This is a genomic window from Flavobacterium sp. CFBP9031 (assembly GCF_034044945.1).
Lineage (GTDB): Bacteria > Bacteroidota > Bacteroidia > Flavobacteriales > Flavobacteriaceae > Flavobacterium.
Genome location: NZ_JAXCWF010000001.1, coordinates 346,280 through 368,986 on the forward strand (window position 1 = coordinate 346,280; position 22,707 = coordinate 368,986).

20 protein-coding genes and 6 tRNA genes are annotated in these 22,707 nt (G+C 32.5%); 12 read left to right on the top strand and 14 right to left on the bottom strand.

What is annotated here, in order from left to right; all coding sequences use genetic code 11:
• Window positions 1-146 precede the first annotated feature (146 nt).
• From SOM12_RS01485 to SOM12_RS01545, 13 genes are all read right to left on the bottom strand, one after another.
• A complete protein-coding gene (locus SOM12_RS01485) occupies window positions 147-932 on the bottom strand; it encodes a hypothetical protein (protein WP_320492143.1) in 786 nt (261 codons plus the stop codon).
• Window positions 933-944: 12 nt separating this feature from the next.
• Window positions 945-1,493, bottom strand: coding sequence for a 3'-5' exonuclease (locus SOM12_RS01490; RefSeq protein ID WP_320492144.1), 549 nt, complete (start codon window positions 1,491-1,493; stop codon window positions 945-947).
• A 139-nt stretch (window positions 1,494-1,632) separates the two neighbouring features.
• Entirely contained in the window at window positions 1,633-2,205 is a 573-nt protein-coding gene (locus SOM12_RS01495) for a hypothetical protein (RefSeq protein WP_320492145.1), read from the bottom strand.
• A 27-nt stretch (window positions 2,206-2,232) separates the two neighbouring features.
• A tRNA-Leu gene (locus SOM12_RS01500) sits at window positions 2,233-2,318 on the bottom strand.
• 232 nt (window positions 2,319-2,550) lie between these two features.
• A tRNA-Asp gene (locus SOM12_RS01505) sits at window positions 2,551-2,623 on the bottom strand.
• Between the two features lie 20 nt (window positions 2,624-2,643).
• Window positions 2,644-2,717, bottom strand: a tRNA-Arg gene (locus SOM12_RS01510).
• A gap of 894 nt (window positions 2,718-3,611) precedes the next feature.
• Window positions 3,612-3,682, bottom strand: a tRNA-Ser gene (locus tag SOM12_RS01515).
• A 109-nt stretch (window positions 3,683-3,791) separates the two neighbouring features.
• A tRNA-Ala gene (locus tag SOM12_RS01520) sits at window positions 3,792-3,865 on the bottom strand.
• 122 nt (window positions 3,866-3,987) lie between these two features.
• Window positions 3,988-4,060: transfer RNA gene (locus SOM12_RS01525), tRNA-Trp, on the bottom strand.
• A gap of 77 nt (window positions 4,061-4,137) precedes the next feature.
• Window positions 4,138-5,517 (bottom strand): SDR family oxidoreductase, encoded by a 1,380-nt coding sequence (locus tag SOM12_RS01530; protein WP_320492146.1) that lies wholly within the window; start codon window positions 5,515-5,517, stop codon window positions 4,138-4,140.
• Between the two features lie 55 nt (window positions 5,518-5,572).
• A complete protein-coding gene (locus SOM12_RS01535; protein ID WP_320492147.1) occupies window positions 5,573-6,289 on the bottom strand; it encodes a DUF434 domain-containing protein in 717 nt (238 codons plus the stop codon).
• A gap of 146 nt (window positions 6,290-6,435) precedes the next feature.
• A complete protein-coding gene (locus SOM12_RS01540) occupies window positions 6,436-11,502 on the bottom strand; it encodes a DUF4132 domain-containing protein (RefSeq protein ID WP_320492148.1) in 5,067 nt (1,688 codons plus the stop codon).
• A 157-nt stretch (window positions 11,503-11,659) separates the two neighbouring features.
• Complete coding sequence (locus tag SOM12_RS01545; RefSeq protein ID WP_320492149.1) at window positions 11,660-12,094, bottom strand: hypothetical protein; 435 nt, start codon at window positions 12,092-12,094, stop codon at window positions 11,660-11,662.
• Window positions 12,095-12,661: 567 nt separating this feature from the next.
• Between SOM12_RS01545 and SOM12_RS01550 the strand changes: the two genes are divergently transcribed.
• The 12 genes from SOM12_RS01550 (at window position 12,662) to SOM12_RS01605 (ending at window position 22,086) form a co-directional block, all read left to right on the top strand.
• A complete protein-coding gene (locus SOM12_RS01550) occupies window positions 12,662-14,464 on the top strand; it encodes a type VI secretion system Vgr family protein (protein ID WP_320492150.1) in 1,803 nt (600 codons plus the stop codon).
• A gap of 12 nt (window positions 14,465-14,476) precedes the next feature.
• On the top strand, window positions 14,477-14,647 hold the full coding sequence (locus SOM12_RS01555) for a hypothetical protein (RefSeq protein ID WP_320492151.1): 171 nt from the start codon (window positions 14,477-14,479) through the stop codon (window positions 14,645-14,647).
• Window positions 14,631-15,515 carry a hypothetical protein gene (locus SOM12_RS01560; RefSeq protein WP_320492152.1) on the top strand — a complete coding sequence of 295 codons (885 nt, stop codon included), beginning with the start codon at window positions 14,631-14,633 and terminating at the stop codon, window positions 15,513-15,515. The genes SOM12_RS01555 and SOM12_RS01560 overlap by 17 nt, the downstream gene beginning before the upstream one ends.
• On the top strand, window positions 15,512-16,216 hold the full coding sequence (locus SOM12_RS01565) for a hypothetical protein (protein ID WP_320492153.1): 705 nt from the start codon (window positions 15,512-15,514) through the stop codon (window positions 16,214-16,216). Before SOM12_RS01560 ends, SOM12_RS01565 begins: the two co-directional genes overlap by 4 nt.
• A 180-nt stretch (window positions 16,217-16,396) precedes the next feature.
• On the top strand, window positions 16,397-16,615 hold the full coding sequence (locus SOM12_RS01570) for a hypothetical protein (RefSeq protein ID WP_320492154.1): 219 nt from the start codon (window positions 16,397-16,399) through the stop codon (window positions 16,613-16,615).
• Window positions 16,616-16,642: 27 nt separating this feature from the next.
• Window positions 16,643-18,163 (top strand): hypothetical protein, encoded by a 1,521-nt coding sequence (locus tag SOM12_RS01575; RefSeq protein WP_320492155.1) that lies wholly within the window; start codon window positions 16,643-16,645, stop codon window positions 18,161-18,163.
• A gap of 11 nt (window positions 18,164-18,174) precedes the next feature.
• Entirely contained in the window at window positions 18,175-18,774 is a 600-nt protein-coding gene (locus tag SOM12_RS01580; RefSeq protein ID WP_320492156.1) for a hypothetical protein, read from the top strand.
• Window positions 18,775-18,878: 104 nt separating this feature from the next.
• Entirely contained in the window at window positions 18,879-19,436 is a 558-nt protein-coding gene (locus SOM12_RS01585; protein WP_320492157.1) for a hypothetical protein, read from the top strand.
• A 97-nt stretch (window positions 19,437-19,533) separates the two neighbouring features.
• Window positions 19,534-19,974 (top strand): hypothetical protein, encoded by a 441-nt coding sequence (locus SOM12_RS01590; RefSeq protein WP_320492158.1) that lies wholly within the window; start codon window positions 19,534-19,536, stop codon window positions 19,972-19,974.
• Between the two features lie 312 nt (window positions 19,975-20,286).
• Window positions 20,287-20,520, top strand: coding sequence for a hypothetical protein (locus SOM12_RS01595; RefSeq protein WP_095931884.1), 234 nt, complete (start codon window positions 20,287-20,289; stop codon window positions 20,518-20,520).
• 488 nt (window positions 20,521-21,008) lie between these two features.
• Entirely contained in the window at window positions 21,009-21,533 is a 525-nt protein-coding gene (locus SOM12_RS01600; protein WP_320492159.1) for a hypothetical protein, read from the top strand.
• 70 nt (window positions 21,534-21,603) lie between these two features.
• Window positions 21,604-22,086 carry a hypothetical protein gene (locus tag SOM12_RS01605; protein WP_320492160.1) on the top strand — a complete coding sequence of 161 codons (483 nt, stop codon included), beginning with the start codon at window positions 21,604-21,606 and terminating at the stop codon, window positions 22,084-22,086.
• A 62-nt stretch (window positions 22,087-22,148) separates the two neighbouring features.
• Here the strand turns inward: SOM12_RS01605 and SOM12_RS01610 are convergent, their stop codons facing one another.
• A complete protein-coding gene (locus tag SOM12_RS01610) occupies window positions 22,149-22,430 on the bottom strand; it encodes a hypothetical protein (protein WP_320492161.1) in 282 nt (93 codons plus the stop codon).
• Between the last annotated feature and the right edge of the window lie 277 nt (window positions 22,431-22,707).

Sequence of the window (22,707 nt, forward strand, 5' to 3'; positions counted from 1 at the left end):
TGCTATACAGAAACACCCAACAAGGCTTGTTTGATATTTTTAATCAAAGTCTCCTTTGATATTCATTTTTTTTTTAAGAACGTTTTTTGTTTCTAAAACAAAGATTCAAATGATCCTGCGCAATTATTCTGCGCAGGATATTTTTTTTAATTAATCCATTCTATAACCGTCGATAAATAAGCTTCTCTTACTTCATCAAATCGAGTTATGTTCGGAATATGATTTACTTCTAACAAATATTTAGAACCATCTTTTCCAACGATATAATCATTTCCAATCATATCCATCTTCAAAGTTTCTTTTATATAAATTGTATCTGCTAGTAAATCTTCATCAACAGGCATAAAACCTGCGTTATCAGGATGAATAGATTTTAACCAATCGTCTCCTTCTAATTTAATCTGCCAATAAACATCTCCAATCATCATGATACGAACGGCTTCTCCTTCATAATAAGGTTCAATTGTAGCCGTAAATTGGCTTTCCCATTCTCCTGTAAAACGATGTTTATTCTCGCCGCAATGCCAATTACCCCATTTGGCAACCGTATCATTTGCAATAGTTACAGAAGCCCCTGCACTTATAAACCCACGAGGTGCACTAAATTTTGAAAGAGATAATGCTTTTACGAGACACGGAATCTTAAATCGGCAATCCAACATTGCCGCCGCATTCGGATAACAGTCTCCTTGCCAAATTGCTAAACCAGTAATAAAATCGAAATCATTATCGTAAATTCCATAATAAACCACTTTATCAACTGGAAGCATTCCAACTCCATTGGCTTTTTCCATATAGAGCACTTCATCTTTTACTACGATTTTAGGAATAGACTGATGCCAAATAATATGTCCTGAATAATTGGCTTTTATTACATCATACTCTTCTTGTTCAATTCCAACAAGAGCTATTCGGTTGTATAATTCTTTCATTTTTTTAATTTTTTATTTCTTTAAAACTTTATACAGCAATTTGGCTGCATTGTAAGCATCATCCGCTCCATTATGATTCTCTCCTTCAAAAGATTCTCCTATTAACTCTAGCTCTTTCAATAATCCTTTAGGTTTCTCCTGAAGGTAAACTAAATTAAAAAGTGTCTTTATATTCAAATAGTCATTTCTAAATGGGTTTTCAATTGCTTTTGATTTACATTCTTGTTCTAATATTTCTTTATCAAAATCGCCATAACCGGCAAATGTTCTATACTTTGCCGAATATTTGGAATTAATTTTCTTCAATGCTTTCTCAAGAGAAGTTCCTTCTATCTGTAGTTTTTCATTTGTAATTCCAGTTAATTGGCTACAAAAAGAAGAAACTTGAGAAACTTCTGGTTTGATATAAAAACTTTGTTTATCTTCAATTTCTCCAGACGATAATATTAACTTGCATACTCCTATCTCGATAATTTCTCTCTGATTTAAGAGTGTTTCCTCCTTAGATTCCCAGCAAGTTGCTTCAATATCAATCACTATAATTTTATCATATAACACCATGATTTCTAAATTATTAATTATTATTTTTTAAATAAATACACAATTTCCCGATATTTTCTTTTTTTTGAAATTGTTGTTCGTATCTCATAAAAATACCCGAACTGACGGACTGCTAATCTCTAATAACTCTTTACTATTACTATCCATTAAGCATCACTTCCATTCGTTTAATACCAAAATCTGATTTTCTTAATTTACACATTCGCTCATCTGAAATGTGATGGAAAACAATACCTTCAATGTCATTCTCTGATAAGAATATTTCTAAATCCTCAAAATCAAGACTTACAAAATCAAGTATTTCACTTCCGTGTTTTACCAATGTATGTTTCTCAAAATTTTCAGGGTTTCCTTGTACTTTAGGTCCGCATAATTCGTAAGTTCCATCAACTTTATTTTCTAATCCATCAAAACCTTCAAAGAAATGCTTATCCTCTGATTTTGAACGATCACATTTTAACCAGTGTGGGTGATGTCCCGAAATTAGATCTGCTTCCTGGCAAGGAATTGCTCCCAACGGAATTGTTCTTCCTTTTTTAGCATCAAACCTTTTAAATATTTCACCCTCTATAATTGCGACAGATGTACCGTCAAATTTTCTGGTTGCAATAGCTTCTCCTTCAAAAACCCATTTGTTTTCAATATTAATTTTATCTATAACCCTTCCTAAATCATTAGGATCTTTGGCGAATAATGTGCTTATCTTTTTCATTGTATCTTTTTTTAAATCTTCATTTTGTACAGGAAGAGTCCCGATAGCTATCGGGGCGAACTCTCAGGAAACTGATTCTAAATCAGCCGTGTTTACCATTTCACCATTCCTGCATTTTTAATTAAGGTTCTAGGATGCTAAGGGACTAAGTTTTTTAAACTTTTAAATCCGAATCTCAGCAACTTTAAAAACCATTTCATTAGTCTGGGAAGCAGTCCCGATAGCTATCGGGAGAACCTGCGACCTCCCGCATCCAAAGCGGGTAAACAACCTCCGTTATCTTCCCAGGTCTATTTAAGTAACTTAGAATCTTAGCATCTCAGAAACTTAGAAACTTTAAAAAAGCGGCTCATACGGGAGTCGAACCCGTTTCTCCCGAGAGACAGTCGGGAAGGTTAGCCAGTAACCCCAATGAGCCAGTTCCTTCTAGAGAACAAGTGATTTTGGAAGGATTCGAACCTTCGACCATCTGCTCCGTAGGCAGACGCTCTATCCAACTGAGCTACAAAATCATTTTTTTGGGCATAAAAAAAGCACCCGATCAAAGGTGCTTTACAAAATTCAACGTGATATAACTATCCTATTGCCTATATTGATGCACCTGCATTGTCAAACGTCTAAGATCGAATCTTGCGTTTAGTGGTAATCCGTATGATATTTTATTTTGTAAAGCCATTTTGTATGCTGTATTATATTTTAAATTCTTGTTATTATTTGAAACGCTGTGTTTCAATTTTGTTCGGCAAAGATAATGTCGAAAAAATCATATTTCCAAATATTTTTTAAGATTATTTTTCTGATTATCAATTAGTTATACTTAAAATTAAACCAAAGAAATCCCTGTCCGCAAACTGGTGCAGATTTCTCTTTTTATCAAATGACTGTTACTCATCAGATTACTTTTCAAGATTATATTTCGCTATTTGGTTTAATCATTAAACATTTTGTCAATTATTTTTTTAGTTTTTTTAGTTATGGTTTAATATTCTATCATTTTATTGTCTTTCTATTCCATTTTATTGTCACAATGAACGAAGTCGAAGTGGTTAAAAACAAAAAAAGCGCCCTACTTTGAGGACGCTTTTCTGTTTTATGATGAGTTTGACTCTAAATTTTACATTTTAATTTCATAAAAATACATATTGCATCCTGATACTTTAGCCGGAAGTTCTCCTGCTAAGTGGTCAAAATATTTTGCGATTGAAAGTGTCATATGTATTTTAAATATTTAATTATGGCCACAAATGTAGTATATTTTGTCATAATTTAAATTGCCCAATGAAATTAATTTTAACATATTTTTTTAAAAATAATCTAATTACACTGATATTCAATAATATATAATTCGATAAATGGAAATGCATATTTTAGGAATTTATTAGCGCGAAAATGCATAATAAAAAATAGGTGTGCAAGGACTCGAACCTGCATCCTTCTGTTTAGCAAACAGTTGCTCTTCCAATTGAGCTAACACCTTTGTATTTTTATTTACCACGAAGGCACTAAGACACGAAGTTTTCTTTTAAGTTTTGAAGCAAAAAAACCTTTGTCACTTTGAAACTATGCGTCTTTGTAACTTAAAAAAGAAAGGTGTGCCTGGACTCGAACCTGCAACCTCTTACCTGCTGGGTAAACGCTCTTCCAATTGAGCTAACACCTTTATATTTTATTTGCCATGAAGGCGCTAAGACAAAAAGTTTTTTTTTAAAAGTTTTGAAGCAAAAATTAAGAAACAAAAACCTTTGTCACTCTGTCTCTTTGAACCTTTGCAACTTTAAAAAAAAGGGTGCACCTGGACTCGAACCTGTACCTTTCCCAGTGGTGGGGAACGCTCTTCCAATTGAGCTAACACCCTAGTGGATAGTTGGGACTCGAACCCAAAACTTTTCCTGTGGGGGGAATATTTTTCCAATTAAACTACTATCCTAACTTTTACCAATTGGAAACTTTGTAGTTTTTCAACAAGACCCCAAATATACTTTTTCCTTTAATACCCTGCACGATTGGATCAAAAATTCTGCTGGCTCCATCTACAGAATCTAGCGGCGGAATATATCCTTCTTCAAACTGCTTTTTTCGCAGACTTTCTTTTGCTCCGGTCGAAATCCAGCCAACATCTACACTGGTCATAAAGATGGCATCTTCTGCAAATTCTTTTGCAGAAGTAAGTGTCATCATATTCAGTGCTGCTTTTGTCATATTAGTATGAGGGTGAAAAATCGTTTTATTAGTATAACTAAATATTCCTTCAGAAGATGTCACATTTATAATAAAACGTTCATCGAATGCTGAGTTTAAAAATAATGGTTTAAGTTCTTTTATCAGGAAATAAGGCGCAATTTGATTGATCAGATTAACCTCAACAAGCTCATACATGCTAATTTCTTCCAAAGTAGAATTCCAACTGGTTTTATCCCGATTATCAACAGGTTGTCCAAAACGCGAAATTGCGATTTCAGTTTGTTCTTCAAAACCATACTCTAAAGCTTTTACTTCTGATGTTACTTGAGTTTTATTGGCAATCAGATGGACATTTACCGAAAATTCTCCAAGCAGGTTTTCTTCTTTTCTAATTAATGGAACATAATATTCATCTGGATATTTTATAGTTTGAGCCGCATTATTTATTAAAATATCCAGACTCTCAAATTTGGATTTATAAAACGATACAAATTCATTAATAGCATTTAGATTTCGTAAATCCAGACCATAGATAATCAGATTTTCTCCCCATTGATCAAAATCTTCTTCAAGTTTGAACTGTTCTAACGCAAGCGCAGGAAAACGGGTTGTAAGTACAACATTGGCATTACTTCGCAATAATTTTAAAGCTGTTGCAAAACCTACCTTTACTCGTCCGCCAGTTAAAATTACGTTTCTTCCTTTTAGATCTATATTCTGAAAACGTTTTTCATAGTTTTCTTCTGCACATTCTGGACAAAGTCTTGTGTAGAAACTATGGGCCAACTTATAAGATCGATTACAGGCGTAACAATTTTTAGGCAGATTTAATTCGGTAAATTGTTGTTCTTCTGGATTTTCTTTTTCTGAAAATAATGTTTCTCCTTTTAAAGCTTTTGATACTATAGTCGCGTTTATACTAACCTGAAAATCCTGCTGCTTTTTTGAAGTATAACTGACGCTTCGGATATTTTTTTTTGCATTTTTATGAATTTTGGTAATCAAACCCGCAAATAAATCGTTGTCAGGATTCTCCAACGGATTGTCTTTTAAAGCCTGTAAAACCTTTATACAGCTTTTCCATTCTTCATCATCAAAAATATAGGTATTGTTGTTATTGTTTTCTTTCATTATTTTTTAAAGAATTACAGCTTTGGCCTCATTAAAAAAAACATTCTTTTTTTATTTATTCACTACAAATTATAGTTTCAGTTATATTGAGATGAGTCAAAACATATTTCATCAAATTAAAATTTGCCAAAGCATGATCTAAAATCCACGCGTCAGATGTTATCGCAATTTGATTACTTTCTGACATAACTTTATCAGGATTATTGACTAGTTCGACTTTCCAATCTAAACAATTTTTCAAAGCGATTTCTTCAATTATCTGTTTTAATTTTCCGCTATTAGAAACGGGCTTATCAAACAACCAATGCGCCTTTTTTATTTTTTCGTTTCTAAAAAAATCCACTATTATGTCAATAGCCTGCGAAGTTTGATTTACCTTTCTATAAGTTCCATAAACACTTGACAAATCTCTTATATAACCATCTAATCCTGTAAAAACATAGGCTTTTGATAAGATGCTTTCCAGCAAAATTAACACATTAAAACCATCAATAACAATTTCTTTCCCTTCTAGATCCTTATTTTGAATTTCCTTTGATTTTCGGTCTACAATCTGACTTTGAGAAGCACTCATTCCACGAACAGCTTGTTGCTGACGCGCATTTAAACGGTAGCGATTTCCAACCAAAACCAATGTTGCTTTTTCGCCATAACCTCTGCTAAGAAAGTAGTGCATATCTGCAACAGCTTCTTTTAGTCTCTGTTGCATTTTTAAAGTTCCGAAGAGCGCATCATCGCTGGCTTCTTTTCCCCGGTTTTTTAGATTTGTCATTTTTTATTGAAGTTAAAGCTTTGATAAAGTAACGTTCTTTTTTTGTTACCAACTACAACTACTTCGCCTTTTTATCTTTTATCTTAAAAAAAATTAGAATTTAAAAAAGGCTGTTCTACTATTGAACAGCCTTTTCTATTTTTAATTTAAGCATACGTCTTATCAATCTGACTTAAAATAGTTGGATCCTGAATTTCATTGTCTTTCGCAAACAATAAAACTTTAGACATAACCTCAGCCGATTTCGGATCGTCGTCTGCAAATGGAAGGAACAAACGTCCTCTGTGTTGCGAATGAATTGGCAATATCGATAAATATTTACCCGGAACCTGATGTACAATCGCGCTTCCTAAATGTACGCTGTATTCTGCCAATTGTCCTTTTATGATGGCATGGTTTCCGGTAATTTCAACATTTTTAATTTTAAATAAACGAAGTGTTTCTCTTAACAATACTGCTCTCATTTCTATAGAAGAATGACTCGCTTCAGGATCAACTCCGCCAACATGGGCAACGCTTACCACTAAATCAATGTCGCGCATTACTTCTGAGAAAATTCTCGGATTGATATCTTCAAAAGCAATGTTTTTATAATCTTTTAAAGAATGAAATTCGATAGTTTCTAAAGTCGGACTTTCTACATCTGCTGGCGAAAACCAATCTGCCATTGCATACATTTTTACCTGATAGCCTTCTTTATGGAAAACTTTCTGCAATCCTTCCTCATAATCTACTTTCCAGCCTCTTGTTTTCAATAAAGCCAAAGTTTGATTCGGCTGTACTTGATGCCCTGCATAACGTCTTGAAACCGATTTCTCTTTTAATTCATCTGGCGTTGGAACATACAATTCTCTAAAAACTTGCTTAAATGGCTGTTGCAATTTATTGTCAAAACAATATTTCTGATAATCTACCCAAACATTATTTTTATGCAAATCGAAACAGTGTGCAATTCTGAAAGTCTGACTTTGATTCAACGAAATTATTTCTCCTAAACCGGTCACTAAACTTCCATCAACATAAAAACCAATCTGATTGTCATTAGAAATAAAAACCAATTTCTCTAGATGTTGTGAAATAATGGGATGCTCAAAAAGGTTTTGCATTTCTGCGAATAAAAACTCGTCTCCGCGAATCATACTTTCTTCCAAACCTTTTCTCGAACGTGTCCATTGCTCGCGCATCGTTTTTCTGTAATTCGTCAGTTCTAGAATTCCTTTGTCTTTTTTGTATTTCGGCGGAATCGATTTTAATTCTTTTCCTGCTTTATAGGTAACCAAATCGGCTTTTCCTTCATTATTAATGACCAAACTTATGGTTACATCATCTAAAACCACTTCGGTTTCTTTTGATAATATATTTTGAACTTGCTTGGTTTCCATTGCCCAAGTCAAACGAACTGGATCTGGATAACCTGCATTTCTGGCTAAGTTTTCCAATGCCACACGAATCGCCAAAGCTTCGCTCGCCTGTTTCATCGAACCAAATTCTTTACTTTCTTTTTTAAACTGCTGCAAATATTCGTAACGCGCCAAAATATCTTTTTCTGGACTTGCTTTACTTAAAGGCACCAATCCGTAAACGCGCAAATAATCCTGATCACGTTTGTCTTTTACTTTGGCTGTAACTTCCCTAATTTTCAAATCGCCTGTAATCGTGTCTGCATATAAACGCGCACGACGGTGGCCGTTTCCGTCTGTTACATATTTAGCCGATTCGTACAGCATTTCCCATTTTGCTTTTCCAAGTTTTTTGTAAGCCGATGTAAACCAATCTTTATCTACGGCACCATCTTTAAAATCTTGCAAATCTAAAGTCGAAAATCTCGCCGCTTCACTTTCTAATTCCGAATTTGTAGCACTGTAAGATGCTGTTTTGGTATGCGCATGAAACCACCAGATTCCTTCGTCCAGACCATTCCAATCTAAATAACTGCTAATAAACTTTTGCCATTGAGGCGCATAAATAGCAGTCTGAATCAGTCTTTCTTCAGAGATTTTAGCTTTTTTAATTAAAGCATTAAAGCTTTCTTGTGTATCTGTCTCTAGCGGATAACATCTTTTCAGTAAGAAGCTAAATAATTTCTGTTTCGTTAAATCGGTATAACTCCAAGAATAAATATACCCTTTGTATAAACTTGCTTTACCAAGCGCTGTAATCAATTCGACCAAACGGTTGGCACCAAAAATCTTCTGGAAACTCTGTACCAAATGCGTTACCGAAGTATTAGAATCTCCTCTCTTAACCTCAACATCCAAAAATGTTTCGCGAATTTTATCTATCATCGAAACTAGGAACGGAAATCTAACCAATAAGTCTTCGCTTCCTTGATTTCTATAATTTCTGGTTCCGCCCGTTAAAAATGAAATTCTTTCTGGTTCCAAAATACCTTCGTACAATTCACCTTCGGTAATTAACTTTTGTTCAAATGCAGCACTATATAACTGAACAAAAGGTTTACAGTGCGAAATATTTTTTTCCAGTCCGTTTAACTGTCTCCATCTGTACAGATTCCATATCTTAATTTCTTGTTCTGTAGTTACATTTCTTAAGTCGATTCTGTTTAGATAAACATCAAAAAAGTTCTGGCTTTGCCAACCGTTTCCGTTGTTGTTATTGTAATAATATTCATTTTTACCTGGCACGTATTCAAACTCTTTTACAGATTCTGGAAGATCTGCATACAAAGCGCTACTAGCGTCAATTAAGAAATCTACTTTTTCTTCAAAAGCATATTTTACTTGCAACGCATTCAGAATATTCAGAATCGCATTATCCCAATCGTAACCTCTTTTGTTTGGGTGCGGCAGTAATTCTTTATAATAAAAAACATGCTTTTCTAGAAAATCTCTCCAGATTTTTCGATCGCAATTGCTTACAAACGTTAGCAAAAACAAATCACGTTCTACTAAACCTGAATTTTTCAACCATTCTTCCCAAACTTCATACAACGGATAATTGGTTGCAGCCAATTCTGAATTCTTATCTTCTTTTATATTTTTTAATGGTCTAAAAGAATTCCCCAATAAAACAGTCGATTTGCTATTATCGTAGTTTTCAATTTCGTATTCAAAATTTCTGTTTTCTTCAAACAATTTATAAAGCTTCGCTATTTCGTCTTTAATATGCGACATCGATTTGGAGAAACCGTACTGATGTTCTTTTACCGCTTTTGCATACACAGAATCTGCTTTTGGTTTTGGCAATTCGTAAACTGAAATTTCGTTTGGCGTAAAAAATCCGTAACCGTTTTCTGCGCTTAAAAGATCTTTCTTTTTTGAAGGTTCTAACTGCTCAATAAATTTGGTTTCTTTCTCTGTAATTTTTGGCCTTTGCAGATAATCTTTTACCCAATCGTTAACCTTATCCGTCAGTTTATTGTTTTTCTGAAGCTGCAGCATTACGTCCAACATAGACATACGCTGTTCCAAATCGCCTTTTTCTACGGTCTGATCAACAAATTTGACTACTTTCTGATCTTCTTGTTTAATCAGAATCGCTGTTAGATTCTTTTTTAAATTAGAATTTTTACGTTTAAATAATTCCTGAAAAACAGCCAATTCCTCTTCGGTTAAACTCAAATCTTTTAAAACATTAACCGCAGAAGCCACAAGAGATTCTCCTCTGTCTTTTAAAATTCGCAAAGCAAAATTTCTTTGAAATTCAGTCGGTTCTGTTTTGGTTGAATTGTTTTGATTGCTGTAATACGAATAGCTGTAAAAACTTCCCAATAAATTTCTGGTCAGTTTCTCTCTTAAATTGATCGAGAAGCCTTCAAAATGTTGCAAAACCGCTTCTAATCTTTCGGTATTATCGCCCACCAAATTAATCGCTGCGGCATAAAGCGTATCTCTTTCGAATTTTACATTTAACCACGAAAATACTTTTCCTTCAAAAGTTTTTTCTTTTTCGGCAATGCTTTGTGCAAGATTGTAAACTTTATCAAAGAAGTTCGGATAATCTGCATTTTCGATATAAAACTTCGACTTTGTATTGGCTTCCAACAAAGCATTCATTCTCGGAACGGCAAACGCTAAAACCTGCAGATTCTCATCTTCTAACGCTTTAAAATAAAGAGGCATTTCGATATAAGGATCGTTGGTTTCTCCCGCAAATTTCAATGCCAGCGATTTCTTTTCGACCGAACCTTTTTCTAATAATTCGTGCAGATACGGAACTGTTTTCTCGACATCCAAAACACCTTGAACCCAAAGCGCCATATAGACTTCGTTATTATTTTTGCTTTTTACGCCAGTCGCAATCGTTTCTGGTTTTGAAAAATAACCCGAAGCCAACTCGATAATATTTCGAACTGTAGTTTCTTTTTCAGAATCCCAACCCAAACCTGTCCACGTATCAATCGCTCTTACAACCGATGAAAAACGAGTCAGTTTATTATCAATAAGCACTTTAATCATGTATTGCAAAGCGCCAATGCTTGTTTCGTCTAAAGCTTCCAGAATCGTCTGGCGCAAACCTTCCTGACGTTGAGCCGCCAAAAGCAGTTTTTCTACCAACTCCCAGTTTCCCTGCTTTTCGCTGTTTAAAAGGGCTTTGATGATATTTCTAGACACTTTTCCGTGTGCATCTTTATTGAAAATAATGTCTTCAAATAATTGGAAAAGTCCTTCCTTACCAGAATCCAATGCAGCAGACCAAACTATGAATTTAGTAATGGTATTTGAAATCTCGGTATCGTAACGAATTTCATCTTCAATACTCAAATCATAATAAAAAGTGGTGCTGTCCTGATAATTGTATTTGTAAGGTCCGTTTAGTAAAGAACGCAGAAAATTAATCTGACTTACCAGCAAATAACTTTTATGATTTGGTGCTCTAAATGCTCTTCGCGTATAACCCGTCTGATACATTTTTTGAGGCAATCTGCTCCAAGCTTCTTTGACGTATGCGGCATTTTCTTCGCCAAAAAAGTAAAGCAAAAGATCGTAGTAATTTTGATCTTCCCATATATCCTCTTTTACCAAAGTCGCAAACTTTTCGGCTTCTGTAGAACCCAGCGAAATATAATTGCTGTAATAATTGTCCTGAAGTTTTACGAGTTCTAGACCAAACTCCGCCACTTCTTTTTTTAGTTTTGTTTTAGAAAATAATTTTGTAACCAGATTGCTGTTTACAATTTCTTCCAATTCTTTTTTAAATCTCTTAATTGGATTTTCAATTACTTTACTTTTTAATAAATCTTCAATTGTCATATTGTTTATTTTAGATTTCTGATTTTAGATTACTTCACTTTGTCTTCCTGAGCGAAGTAGAAGGATTTCCCCAAACAATTTTGGAATTTGGGGTTTATTTTTTTTTTTGAATTTGGAATTCGCTTTTGGAATTTGGGATTTACTTTTTGGAATTTAACTACCAATAGCTTCCCGCCAAGAACGTAAGCCTGATAAAAGTGATGGATTTGTTTTGAGATAAATCGATTTGTTCGGTTAACATTTCCAGCTGATCGTCTCCGTAGAAAATAGCATACAAACCGTCTTCGAAAGCTACAATGGCATTTTCCTGCGCTTTGGCCAAATCTACTTGATTGTGATTGTACAGCGCGCCAAAACCTACTTTTCCGGTATCGGTAAGAATGGGTAAATAATTTTCTTTGGGAAGATGGATTTTGTCTTCGTCTTCAAACTCAAAGGATGAAGAACGGAACAATTGTACCTGATGGTCAACAATCGATTCTATGAGTTTTAGTGTAGTAATGATAGGATTTTCTACTGCTAGATCTATATTCTTTTCCTGAAGTAGCGGATGTTTTTTTCCTAATTGTTTAACTGAGATGCTTATATTCATCTTTATCGGCTTTTATTTTGAAAGGGTAATGTAAGAATTTTAGAGTGATTTGGCCTTAAAATAATGTCTTTTAAATGTTAAAAAATCTAGGAATTAAAAGTACTATTTGATTGTAAAAAAATACCCTGCCAATTGGTATTGGCAGGGTTTGGGTTTTTATTTGTAGCGTTTTGACCTTAAATCACATAACAAAAACCTTATTCTGCTATTCTTTTGTCTTTTAGAGGCATTCTTTATTTATCCCTTCACTATATATTTACCAAATACCACACTAAAAGTACTGCGAATATACCAGCAGTAAACCCAATTACATCTAGAAATCCCCCTATCCTTCTCTATATCAGAATAAAGGATCACAAAACTATTGCATCTCATTAACCTTAAAATTAACAGCATGAGCTTTCTAGCAAACTATAAATCAACGAAGAAGAATGTAACAGCATGAGCAAATTCTAATGCTCTTATCCATAGAACTGACCGCCAAAGAATCGGTTTTCGGCAATGCCAAGTTCTTTAAAAAATAGATTTCAATTTAACCAATCACTACACTATTTAAATTTCTAAAAAATGTCAAAATTCTCCGAACAGGTAAATATCACCATAGAAGGCTTTACCCAAAATGTGATTTATTACAATCTTGAGCTTTCCCAAAAAATGGCAGACCACCATCATTTTTCTTTCTTTTGGCAATACACAGGAAAACCTATTATTGCCCCGCAGGATCAGGAAAAAGCTTTTGGCAATTACATTGGCAGCGAGGTCATTTTTACCTTTACAGTAAAAGGCATCCGATTGATGTCTAAAGGAAGAATTACAAAATTAGGTTCTATCGATCTGCACGGAAGCCCCGCCGGACTGCACGTAACAGGAACAAGCCATACCGTTGCTCTCGATGATATGCCAAAATCTAGAATCTTTCGCGAGAAAAGCCTCCAGCAGATTGGGCTCGAAATTTTTGCTGAAGAAAACTCGGGAGAATTTTATCAGAGAGAAGCCATTGTGCCTACTTATACAAAAGAATTCAGCTTTAAGACTCAGTACAATGAAACAAGCTTTGATTTTCTTAAACGCCTTTCTGCACGCTATGCCCAATGGTTTTATTTTGACGGAATGCGCATGCAGTTTGGCCAGATTAAAAACACAGATATTAAGCTTATAAACGAATCATCGCTGCATAACTTTAGTATCGAGGCCAATCTGGTTTCGCATAAAACCTCGTTCAGCAGCTATGACTACAATAGCGCTTCACGCATAAAAAATGGTGCAGAAAAAACCTCCGAAGGAAGCCAAGACCGATTTGCATCGCTTGCCGTCTTTAAGCAGCCTTACATTGTAAGACCCGGACTTGAAAACGGCGCGTATACCAGCAACGCCCAAAATAAAGAGGAAATTGACGAAATGGTGAAAATGCAGACCGCTGCATGCGATGCCAACAGCATATTTTACAGCGGCACCTCCTATCTGCCTATAGGTTTGGGACAGACTTTTTTCATCGAAAACAAGAACGTAGAGCACCACCTGCTGGCTGTTGAAATTACGCACCGCTCTGAAGTAAACGGAAATTACACCTGCCAATTCAAAGCAATTCCCTCCGATGTGGCAGCGCCGCACTACACAGACGTAAATGTATTTGCTACCGCCGAAAGCCAGCCCGCAATAGTAATTGACAATAACGACCCTGAAAAAATGGGACGCATAAAAGTGGATTTTTTCTGGAATGGCTGGACAAGCAAAAGCGATTGGATGCGTGTGGTTCAGCCTTACTCTGGTTCTGGAAAAGGGCTTTATTTCAGGCCTGAAATTGGTGAAGAAGTTCAGGTAAGTTTTGAAGGCAACAATGCAGAACGCCCCTTTGTTTCTGGCACCTTTTATAACGGAAAAGAAATGCCCGATTTCTTTGATTCAAAAAACCGAATTAAAGGCTGGAAACTCCCTTTTGGACAGCTTTTCAAGTTTATTGAAAAAGTAGGCATCTGGCTTTCTGATCCAAGCGGGAATGAATTTCATATGAATGAAGAAACAAAAAGCATTAATGTGACTTCTCCTGAAACAATAACAATTCGTGCTAAAAATATTGTTTTTGAGGCTAGCGAGAGCATAACAGTAAAAGCAGGAACTGATATTGATATGAGTGCAGGAAACAATATGACGCAAGAAGCAGGAAATGATATTTTTATAAAAGCAGAGGGAAATATTATAGAAAAAGGTGATGAAAAAATTGAACTTATTGACCAAAAAACAACTACTAATTCATCTGAACATATTGAAATGGCAGAGAAGATAAATATAAATGCCACAAATGGAGATATGACATTAAAAGCTTCAAAAACAATTCATGCCAATAGTGGAGAAAACAGCAATTTTAATTAAATTTTAAAAATCATGGCTATTATAAAAAATGCAAAAAACAGCATTTTGAAAGTAAACAAAAGGCATGTTGTAATGGCAAAAGAAATAGAAAAAACTAGTGGCACTATAAAATTAGTTGCGACATATGGAAATATTGAATTAAACAGCACACAAAAAATTATAAAAAATGGGAACATCAATTAGTTTAGGCAATTACGAACCAGACGAAGTACCAGAACCTTGGGAAGAATATCAATTTAGAGACTTGTCACGAGCGTACTACACACAAAGTATAAATATGGCTTTTAAAAGTGGTGATATTAACTTAGTACACTGTATTACAGCATTAACGTCATTAGAGTTAAATAAATGTTTTACAGATTCGGCAAAAAATATCGATATAGATAAAGTTCCCAGAAAATGTTATTTAAGCGCTTTAACTATTTATATGGATAATAAAGGTAAAATAGTAAATGGGGAAAAAGTATTGACAGAATTTAAACTGATTTATGATTACTCCGAAAAGAGACATCTTCTTGATACTTCATATAAAATAAAAAAAGAAAAAGAAGCCTGTATAGATGCAAAAGAATTGCACAAGAATATTTTAGAAAATAAAACTGTGACCTTTAGAAGCGGGAAAATTTATGTCTTAAAAAAATTCCATGAATATATTAAACAGGCATCACTTTGCAACCGTAGAACCGATGTTAATTATACGAATCTTAAGGTTGCAGAAAACCGTGATGAGCTAAACAAAACTTTAAACTTGTTAGGAATAACCTCATCTGCTGTTGGTTTTATACCAGGTAAAGCACCAGTAATTGCAGATACGGCAATGAAAATTTTAGGAATGGCTTTAAGTGTAGAGCCTAGATTCAGTCTTGCAGAATATACTTATCCTATAAAAGGACCAGTTTATTTGGATGAAACAACTACAATTCAAGAATTTAAAAGAAAAAATAATAATGGCTATATATCATCCCAACAAGGAGAACAGCAACCAAGATTTGAAAAAAAAGACATTTTGAAAGAATTAGAAGATTATGGATTAAAAATAACTACAAAATGAAAGTAATATCATTACTATTAATATCATTACTACTATTTAATTCATGTCAGAAAATTGATAGAATCAACCATTATACAAATGAACTTGTAACTCAAAAAGAATTAGCTGAAAATGGATTTTATAAATACTCATATTCAACTTTCTATGACTATAATGGAAATAAAGTTACAGACACGAAATTTCAAGTAAAATATGATATGTACTCTAATGTTAAACCCCAAAAAAACGAAGAAGGTGAAATATGTCCAAGTCAATTAGGAAGTCTTTTTAAACTAGATTCACTTAAGAAAAAAGAAATGAAAGATTATCTCAAAAATAATTTGAATAATAGAATTATAACTTATCTCTTTAGAAATGACACTTTATTTTACAAAAGTATAATAGTATTAACTTCCGATAAACCACAAAAACAAATAGCCGATTTAACTTCGAAAGAAAAAATCACAAAGTACTATGATAATCTTAAAATTCCCGTAAGAATAATTATCGAAGATAATTTAAGTTCAAAAGAACACCCAACATTATTTATAATTAACAAATATAAAACAAGCATTCAATATTCCGAAAAGGATAAATCTTATGAATTATTCACAAACTATTTAAACGACTCTATTTATTATGATATTTTAGATACTTGGTATTATGGCTTAATGCGTAATACTCATTATTTTTTAAAATATAATCCAGAGCTATTTATGTAGTTAGTTTAGTAAAAAAGAATTAGAAGATTTGGGACTAATAATAAAATAAATGAGAATTGAAACATATTATTTTAAATATTAAAAATTTAATACCGCAAAAAGCTTTCCCTTGCTAGCGCGAGCGTCCCGCTCGTGAACACTAAGTTTATGTACTCGCTCCAACAAAGGAATTATGGAGGAATGAAAAATAAAAACAAAATTAGATTACAGTCGACAGCTCAATATGGCCTTACTATATTTTGGAAAGAAGTTAATATCTCAAAACCTAAAGAAGATATCAAAAAGAACAAAAATTATATAGTTTCTGGAAAAAGCATTAATCAAAGTGAAAATGGACATGAATTTCATTCAGATACAACTATAAAAAATAATAGTTCCGAAGATACAAGACAAAATTAAATTGATAGGATATAATAAATTCAAGAAATGACCAAAACAAGACGTGTTGGCGGTAATGCAACTTACATAGTAAGAGGAACAACAAGAGAATTTGCCAACGAAATAGAAATAAACTCAAACGGGCGTATCGAGTATTTCGCCCCTGAATACACTTATGGAGACCCCGATCCTAGACCAGTTAAGGAAGAACCTGAAGTTGCTTTTTCAGGCTGTTGGACTTCAGATTATGAGGGAATGAGAAACTTGGAAAAGGATGCCACTAAGCCTATGTCAAATCTTGGAGAAACGGTTTACTTTCAATTAACCGTTAGCAATAATATACCAATTGGTACAAATATAACATTTAAGCTTTGGGATGAAGATTTTGGAGATATACTAAATTGGTTTTTATCAGATGACGATACATTTGATGGTAAAAAAGTCTATCGAAATGCTGTAGTAAGAGAAATAAACGGCACTCATAAAATGACAATTAAATTATTTCTAAACCCAAAATGGTATGATGATCTTGTGGCAGATCTTGGAAGTTTTAAGAATGGCTGTCTGGACTTTTATTGGACTTGGGAATATAACGGTAAACCATGGACTTCGAATACAAACATTCTTAATGTATATCCTTCAAAAACCACTTTGTTTATAAAGCCAGCTTATGAAGGTTATGGTTTTCCAGAAATCAGATCTGCAGATGGAGAGATAATAGTATTCTCAGTAGGAATAGTAGCCACCGAGGAGCCATCAAAAGAACTTGAGAATGTAATGGACAAGATTTGTGAGAATATAAAAAACAATGCTATGTTCGAATTACGAGAGGAAATGGTTAAGCATAGTGATAAACTTAGATTTTCTATTGCAATAAAACAACTTAAAAAAGGGCATCTTGTAAATAATATGGGCAAGTTAGAATACAGTCGTAGAATTTACACTAAACCTGTATTTGACAATGGCGGTGAATTGTATGAAATTACCCAAGCAGCCAATTTTGGTTACAAAAAAGAAGGAAAACTTATAACTACTAAGGGCATAAGCCAATTGGATTATTTTAAACAGGTTGGGGTACGTAATGCACTATTAAAAAATGCTGAAAAATTGAACTTTATTATAAACTGTATAGATACTGTCAAATTCGGCATGGATGGAAAAATGGAAACCCTCACAACGATGTTTGTTCCTTTGGACTTTTTAAATGCGGTGGTTTATCCAAGCATTAGCAAACCTATTGAAGAAGTTTGGGATAATATAGTAGTACATGATGTTGAAAAAGCAAAAGACATAGGAATTCGAGGTATTTATGAGTTAGCGCGTTCTGAAATGTTTAATACAGATAGATATGGAGATTATAAGTGTTTAGAAATTGACCAAAAAATATTAGATAAATTATTAAAGGGTGAAATCAAAACTTTAAAAGAGTTGACCAATTTAAAAGAGAAACATTATATAGAAAGTAATTACGACAAAAGTAAATTTATATTCACCTTATTGCATTACACAAAAGAAGATGAAAACACCCATAAATATTTAACATACGTAGATACTATTTTTATAAACTAATAAACAGAACCATGAAAACAAGACATAGATTTTTACTTTTAATTCTCTTGGCATTATTAGTCTCTTGTCAAACTAAAGAACCTATAGTAATCAAACAAATAGATTCAAAAGAAATGGTAACGCTTATACCAAGTTTGAAAAATCCTTCAATGAAAGACAGCGTAGTTTTAAGTATCCCTACTGAATTTAGAATTATTATAAATTCTTCGAATGTGGGTTACATAGTTTGGCGTTATCGTGCAAATGGGAAAGTTGTTCTAGATGACATTACTGATTATCAGGTTTGCAATAAAAAAAACAAATTAAAACTAATTTATAATTTAAATTTTGATGAAATTCCAAAGGACGAGTTTATCGATATAATTATTAAAGAAAGAAATCGTCTAATTTCCAAAGTTGAAGCTAATAATTTACTTAAAAAGTACAAAATTAATAAGTCAATTGATCATTTAAAAATTGGTGACACAGTAAAATTAGTAACGTATGATAAATTTAGAATTGAAAACAAGGATATAATAAATAGTTTAAATAAAGTTCAAGATTCAATTGATTTTAAGGCAATGAGAGGTAAGGATGAGAATTTTTATACTTCAAAAAAAATTAATTGGTAAAAGACTTTACAAAGTTTATCACGCTAAAAAGCAGAATTTAAAAAAAAACAATTCGGCAAAATTATAGTAACCTATTTTGCAAAATAAATTAAAGACTAACAAATATGAAATTTATTATTGCCTTTGTGTTTTTAACACAACAGTTCGTTTTCTCTCAAGAAAAAAATATTGATTATTTACCTCTAAATAAAGAGAATTTTCAGGTGAGACCTAATTCAGTAACTTTTAAATTTTCGGTTCTAGCCACTAAATATAAAAATCGCTATGATCTTGCCCGAGACACAATATTAAAAGAAGGGAATTATATAATTAAATACGATAATTTTTTTACAAAATTTTCAGTAAATAAGGCTGGCAAAATTGATGGAAAACTTGATGAAAATTTTTTAAAACGTGGTAAAATTTTTACAACTAAATACCTCGTTAGAGATGGATTTATATATAAAGCTACTACATACGATTCAACAGACAATCTAATTACAGATAGTGATGTTTATTATTGCGGCGACACTATTGAAATAGTAATAATCACAGCAAATGGTGAGAAAAAAATAACAATTGAAACTCCCAATACTACGGAAATTAGAAAATATAATAAAAATGGCGATTTTTTAGATGAAGAAATATGGAATAAAGCTGGAATAGGTGGTCCTTGTAAATAAATGAAGAGTATTTACATATATAGTATTCATGATTAATTAATTAATTAATTAATAAATAACAAACCACTTAAATTTTAGCGGGATAAACTTATATAGTATGACCACAATTTTTCTCTATACCAGAATATCATCAGGCTTACCTTGGTTCTTAGAAATATTTATAATTTTAATCCTTTTTGCGGCATATTTTATCGATAAATATCAAATCATTAAATTAATAAAAAAACAGAAAAAAAAATTAGATTATTTTAAACGGCATGGAGATAAAATTATTATTAAATATGATGAGCTAGTCTTAAAAACAAACTGCTGGATAGAAAATGAAGAAGACTTAGAAAAAGTATCAGATAAGATAAGTAGGAATCTTATAATTTTAGAAAAAACACATAAAGGTCAACTTTTTAAAATAGAATATGAAGTTTATATGGAGCCTGAAATATTAAGGATGAAACTTGCATTAAAATATGAATTAGACTTTTACTATAATCCCAGTAATTTTGATGATAATCTGCTGGATTTTGAATTTTTATTTCAATAAAATCTTACCTTTCGATTAAATTTACGCAACGATAGTGCAGATTTGCATTCTGCGCTATCGGATAGTTTCATGCTATAGATTTTAATCTACACCATAGCTGAAGAAAAATAATTTTAAGAATTATACTACTTTTCATACTATTAAACCAACTTCTTTTTTAATATATTTGCGATTCCTAAATTACAGAATTATGATACTTAAAAAACTTCTTGCCCATGTGGTATGGTGGCGGCATTGGAAACAACCGTAACGCTTCTGTAAGCGTAGGACACCTTAGCTACATGGGTTTTATATTTCCTAAATTACAGAGTTATGAGTACCAAAACCCTTTCAAAAGAAGCCGAAATCGGTCTAATGAATTTCTTCAACGACAGAATTGACCCACTCGATATGGCGAGAGCCATAAGACAGGTAAATCTAACCCTCGCTTTGGGCGTTCTAAACGATCAAGAAAACATTCAGTTAAACGCTGCCAAACTTGGAGACAGCTTCTATTGGCTCAATGAACTAGCCGAAATTTTAGATCCTTATCTGGATTTGGAGTAAAGGTTTGTGCTTTTTGAAAAAATTAAAACCCTTGGTCTTTGAAAGAAGATTGAGGGTTTTGTTTTTTTTAATGAATCTAGAAGCAAACAATATTATTGTTAACTAACTATCTAAATAAATTTTATTCAATTACGGATTTCCCCCCTGCTGGTGTGAGCGTCCCGCTCGTGAACACAAAGAATGACAGAATTATAGACAAATCTTGCAAATGAACGAGCGAGACGCTCGCGCCAGCGGTTTTTTTTCAGGGGCAAGAACAAATTCACAAAATAATAGTGCAGTACATGAAAGTTTAAAATCAACAGGATTCAAATCTGGAACAATGTTTTGGACCACTTTTAAAATTTAATAATTATGAAATATTATTTATATCTATTATTTTTTTTTCGTGCAACAATAAAATTGAAAAAAATGTGATTTTACATTCAAATGATTTATCAAGCGACACTTTATTTAGTCCAAAAAATAATTTGTTAGAAAAAAAATGTTTGGATCAAGTTAAGGGTTACAAAAACAAATATGGAATTATATTCTCAAATTATTATAGAGACCAACCTATTCCTTTTGATTTTGACGATAATAAAACAATAGACACAATTGTGGTTTTAAAACCTTATTATGAAAGTAGTAATGACGATTGTTTTCCTAATAATTCAGAGTTTGATTTTACAATACTTTTAATCAGTAAAACAACACATGGAAAAAGTAAAGTTTTTAAAACTTATAAAAATGCCTTGAAGTGTAATACACCTACTTATTATGAAGAAATAATCACTACTAAAAATGGTTTTGTTATCTCCAAAGATATTACAGGAAACAATAGTTTTTATACCAAAACCTATATTTCATTCAAGGCTAATGAATTTTATGTTGATAGTATAAATGTTGAGTCTTGGGGATGGAAACAATACAAAAAAACATTAAAATATACTGACACAAGCTTTCCTCTTTCTAATTTCAAAAGAACAGATATTGACTCTATAAGAACATTATTAGATAGCAATAATCAATAAACAAACACATTTAAGTTTTAAAAGGTAAATTATGAGAATAGTAACGTTTTTTTTCTGCCTTTTTTTTAACATGATAATTGCACAGAATAATACATTTAACTTTATTCAAAAGGAGATAGAATCCTGTAGAATACCAATTAACGATTCTTCAAGTATTTATCATATTCACGAAAATCTGTATAACAATGAAATCAATCTTATCCTAAAAACTGAAAATACAATTACCTCAGAATGCAATAAAAAGTCGCTAACAAAAAAGCTAATTGAAAAATTAAAATTTTCGCAAAATCCAATAGTAGAGATAAATAATCATGATGTTAAAAATATTACTATTGGAGATTCTGCAAATCTTATTCCGACTAAGATTGTAGCATCAAAGAGATTAAATTATACAAGTATAATTATCGAAATAAATAGTTTTTCGTATTCAACTGTAGGAAATGGATATATTTATTTATGCTTTAAAGTTGATCAGAAAGGAAAAGTAATTGAGAAAAAAATATTTGAATCAAAACTGTCTTTAAGAACAAATAAGTATAAGAAAATTTTCTAACGTATATTCTATAAACAAGTAAAATAAAACCCTGCAAATTGATATTTGCAGGGTTTAAGTTTTTATTCGGATAATTTACGATTGCTTACACAAGCCTTCTGAATCTGCTTCTCTGAAAATGGCGATAACGTTTCTGCCAGATTACGGCTGGTTCTTAAACAGCTCAGGATTTTTTGCCTTAAATTGATATCGTCGCCAAACTCTGTATGCATTAAAAGCTCGAAGATTTCCTGCAAATACAGGGGCTGTTCTTTGTAATCTCCCTCAAACAATTCGTCTGAAAGGAAATTAAGTACGGATGGCACTACATCACGATGTGTTGGTTTTTGATTTTCTTTTTGCATAATAGAAAATTTTAGATGCGCGAATACCTCGCTTTAGGTGTGCAAAACATTCAAAGGAATGATTTAGGACAGTTTCCTGTTCCTTCACCGTGACGAGGTATTCGTTTATGTTAACTTTTAAAAAGTTTAAGGATTACTCCTTTGATTGTTTTGCATTACAAAGATATTCTTTTATTTCAAAAAGAAAGAAATGACTTACTTTTTATTTTTTTTTTTAAATTTTAATGCCAAATGTAAAGATTGAAAGCAAAGATAAAATTATTGTTGATGGATGTAA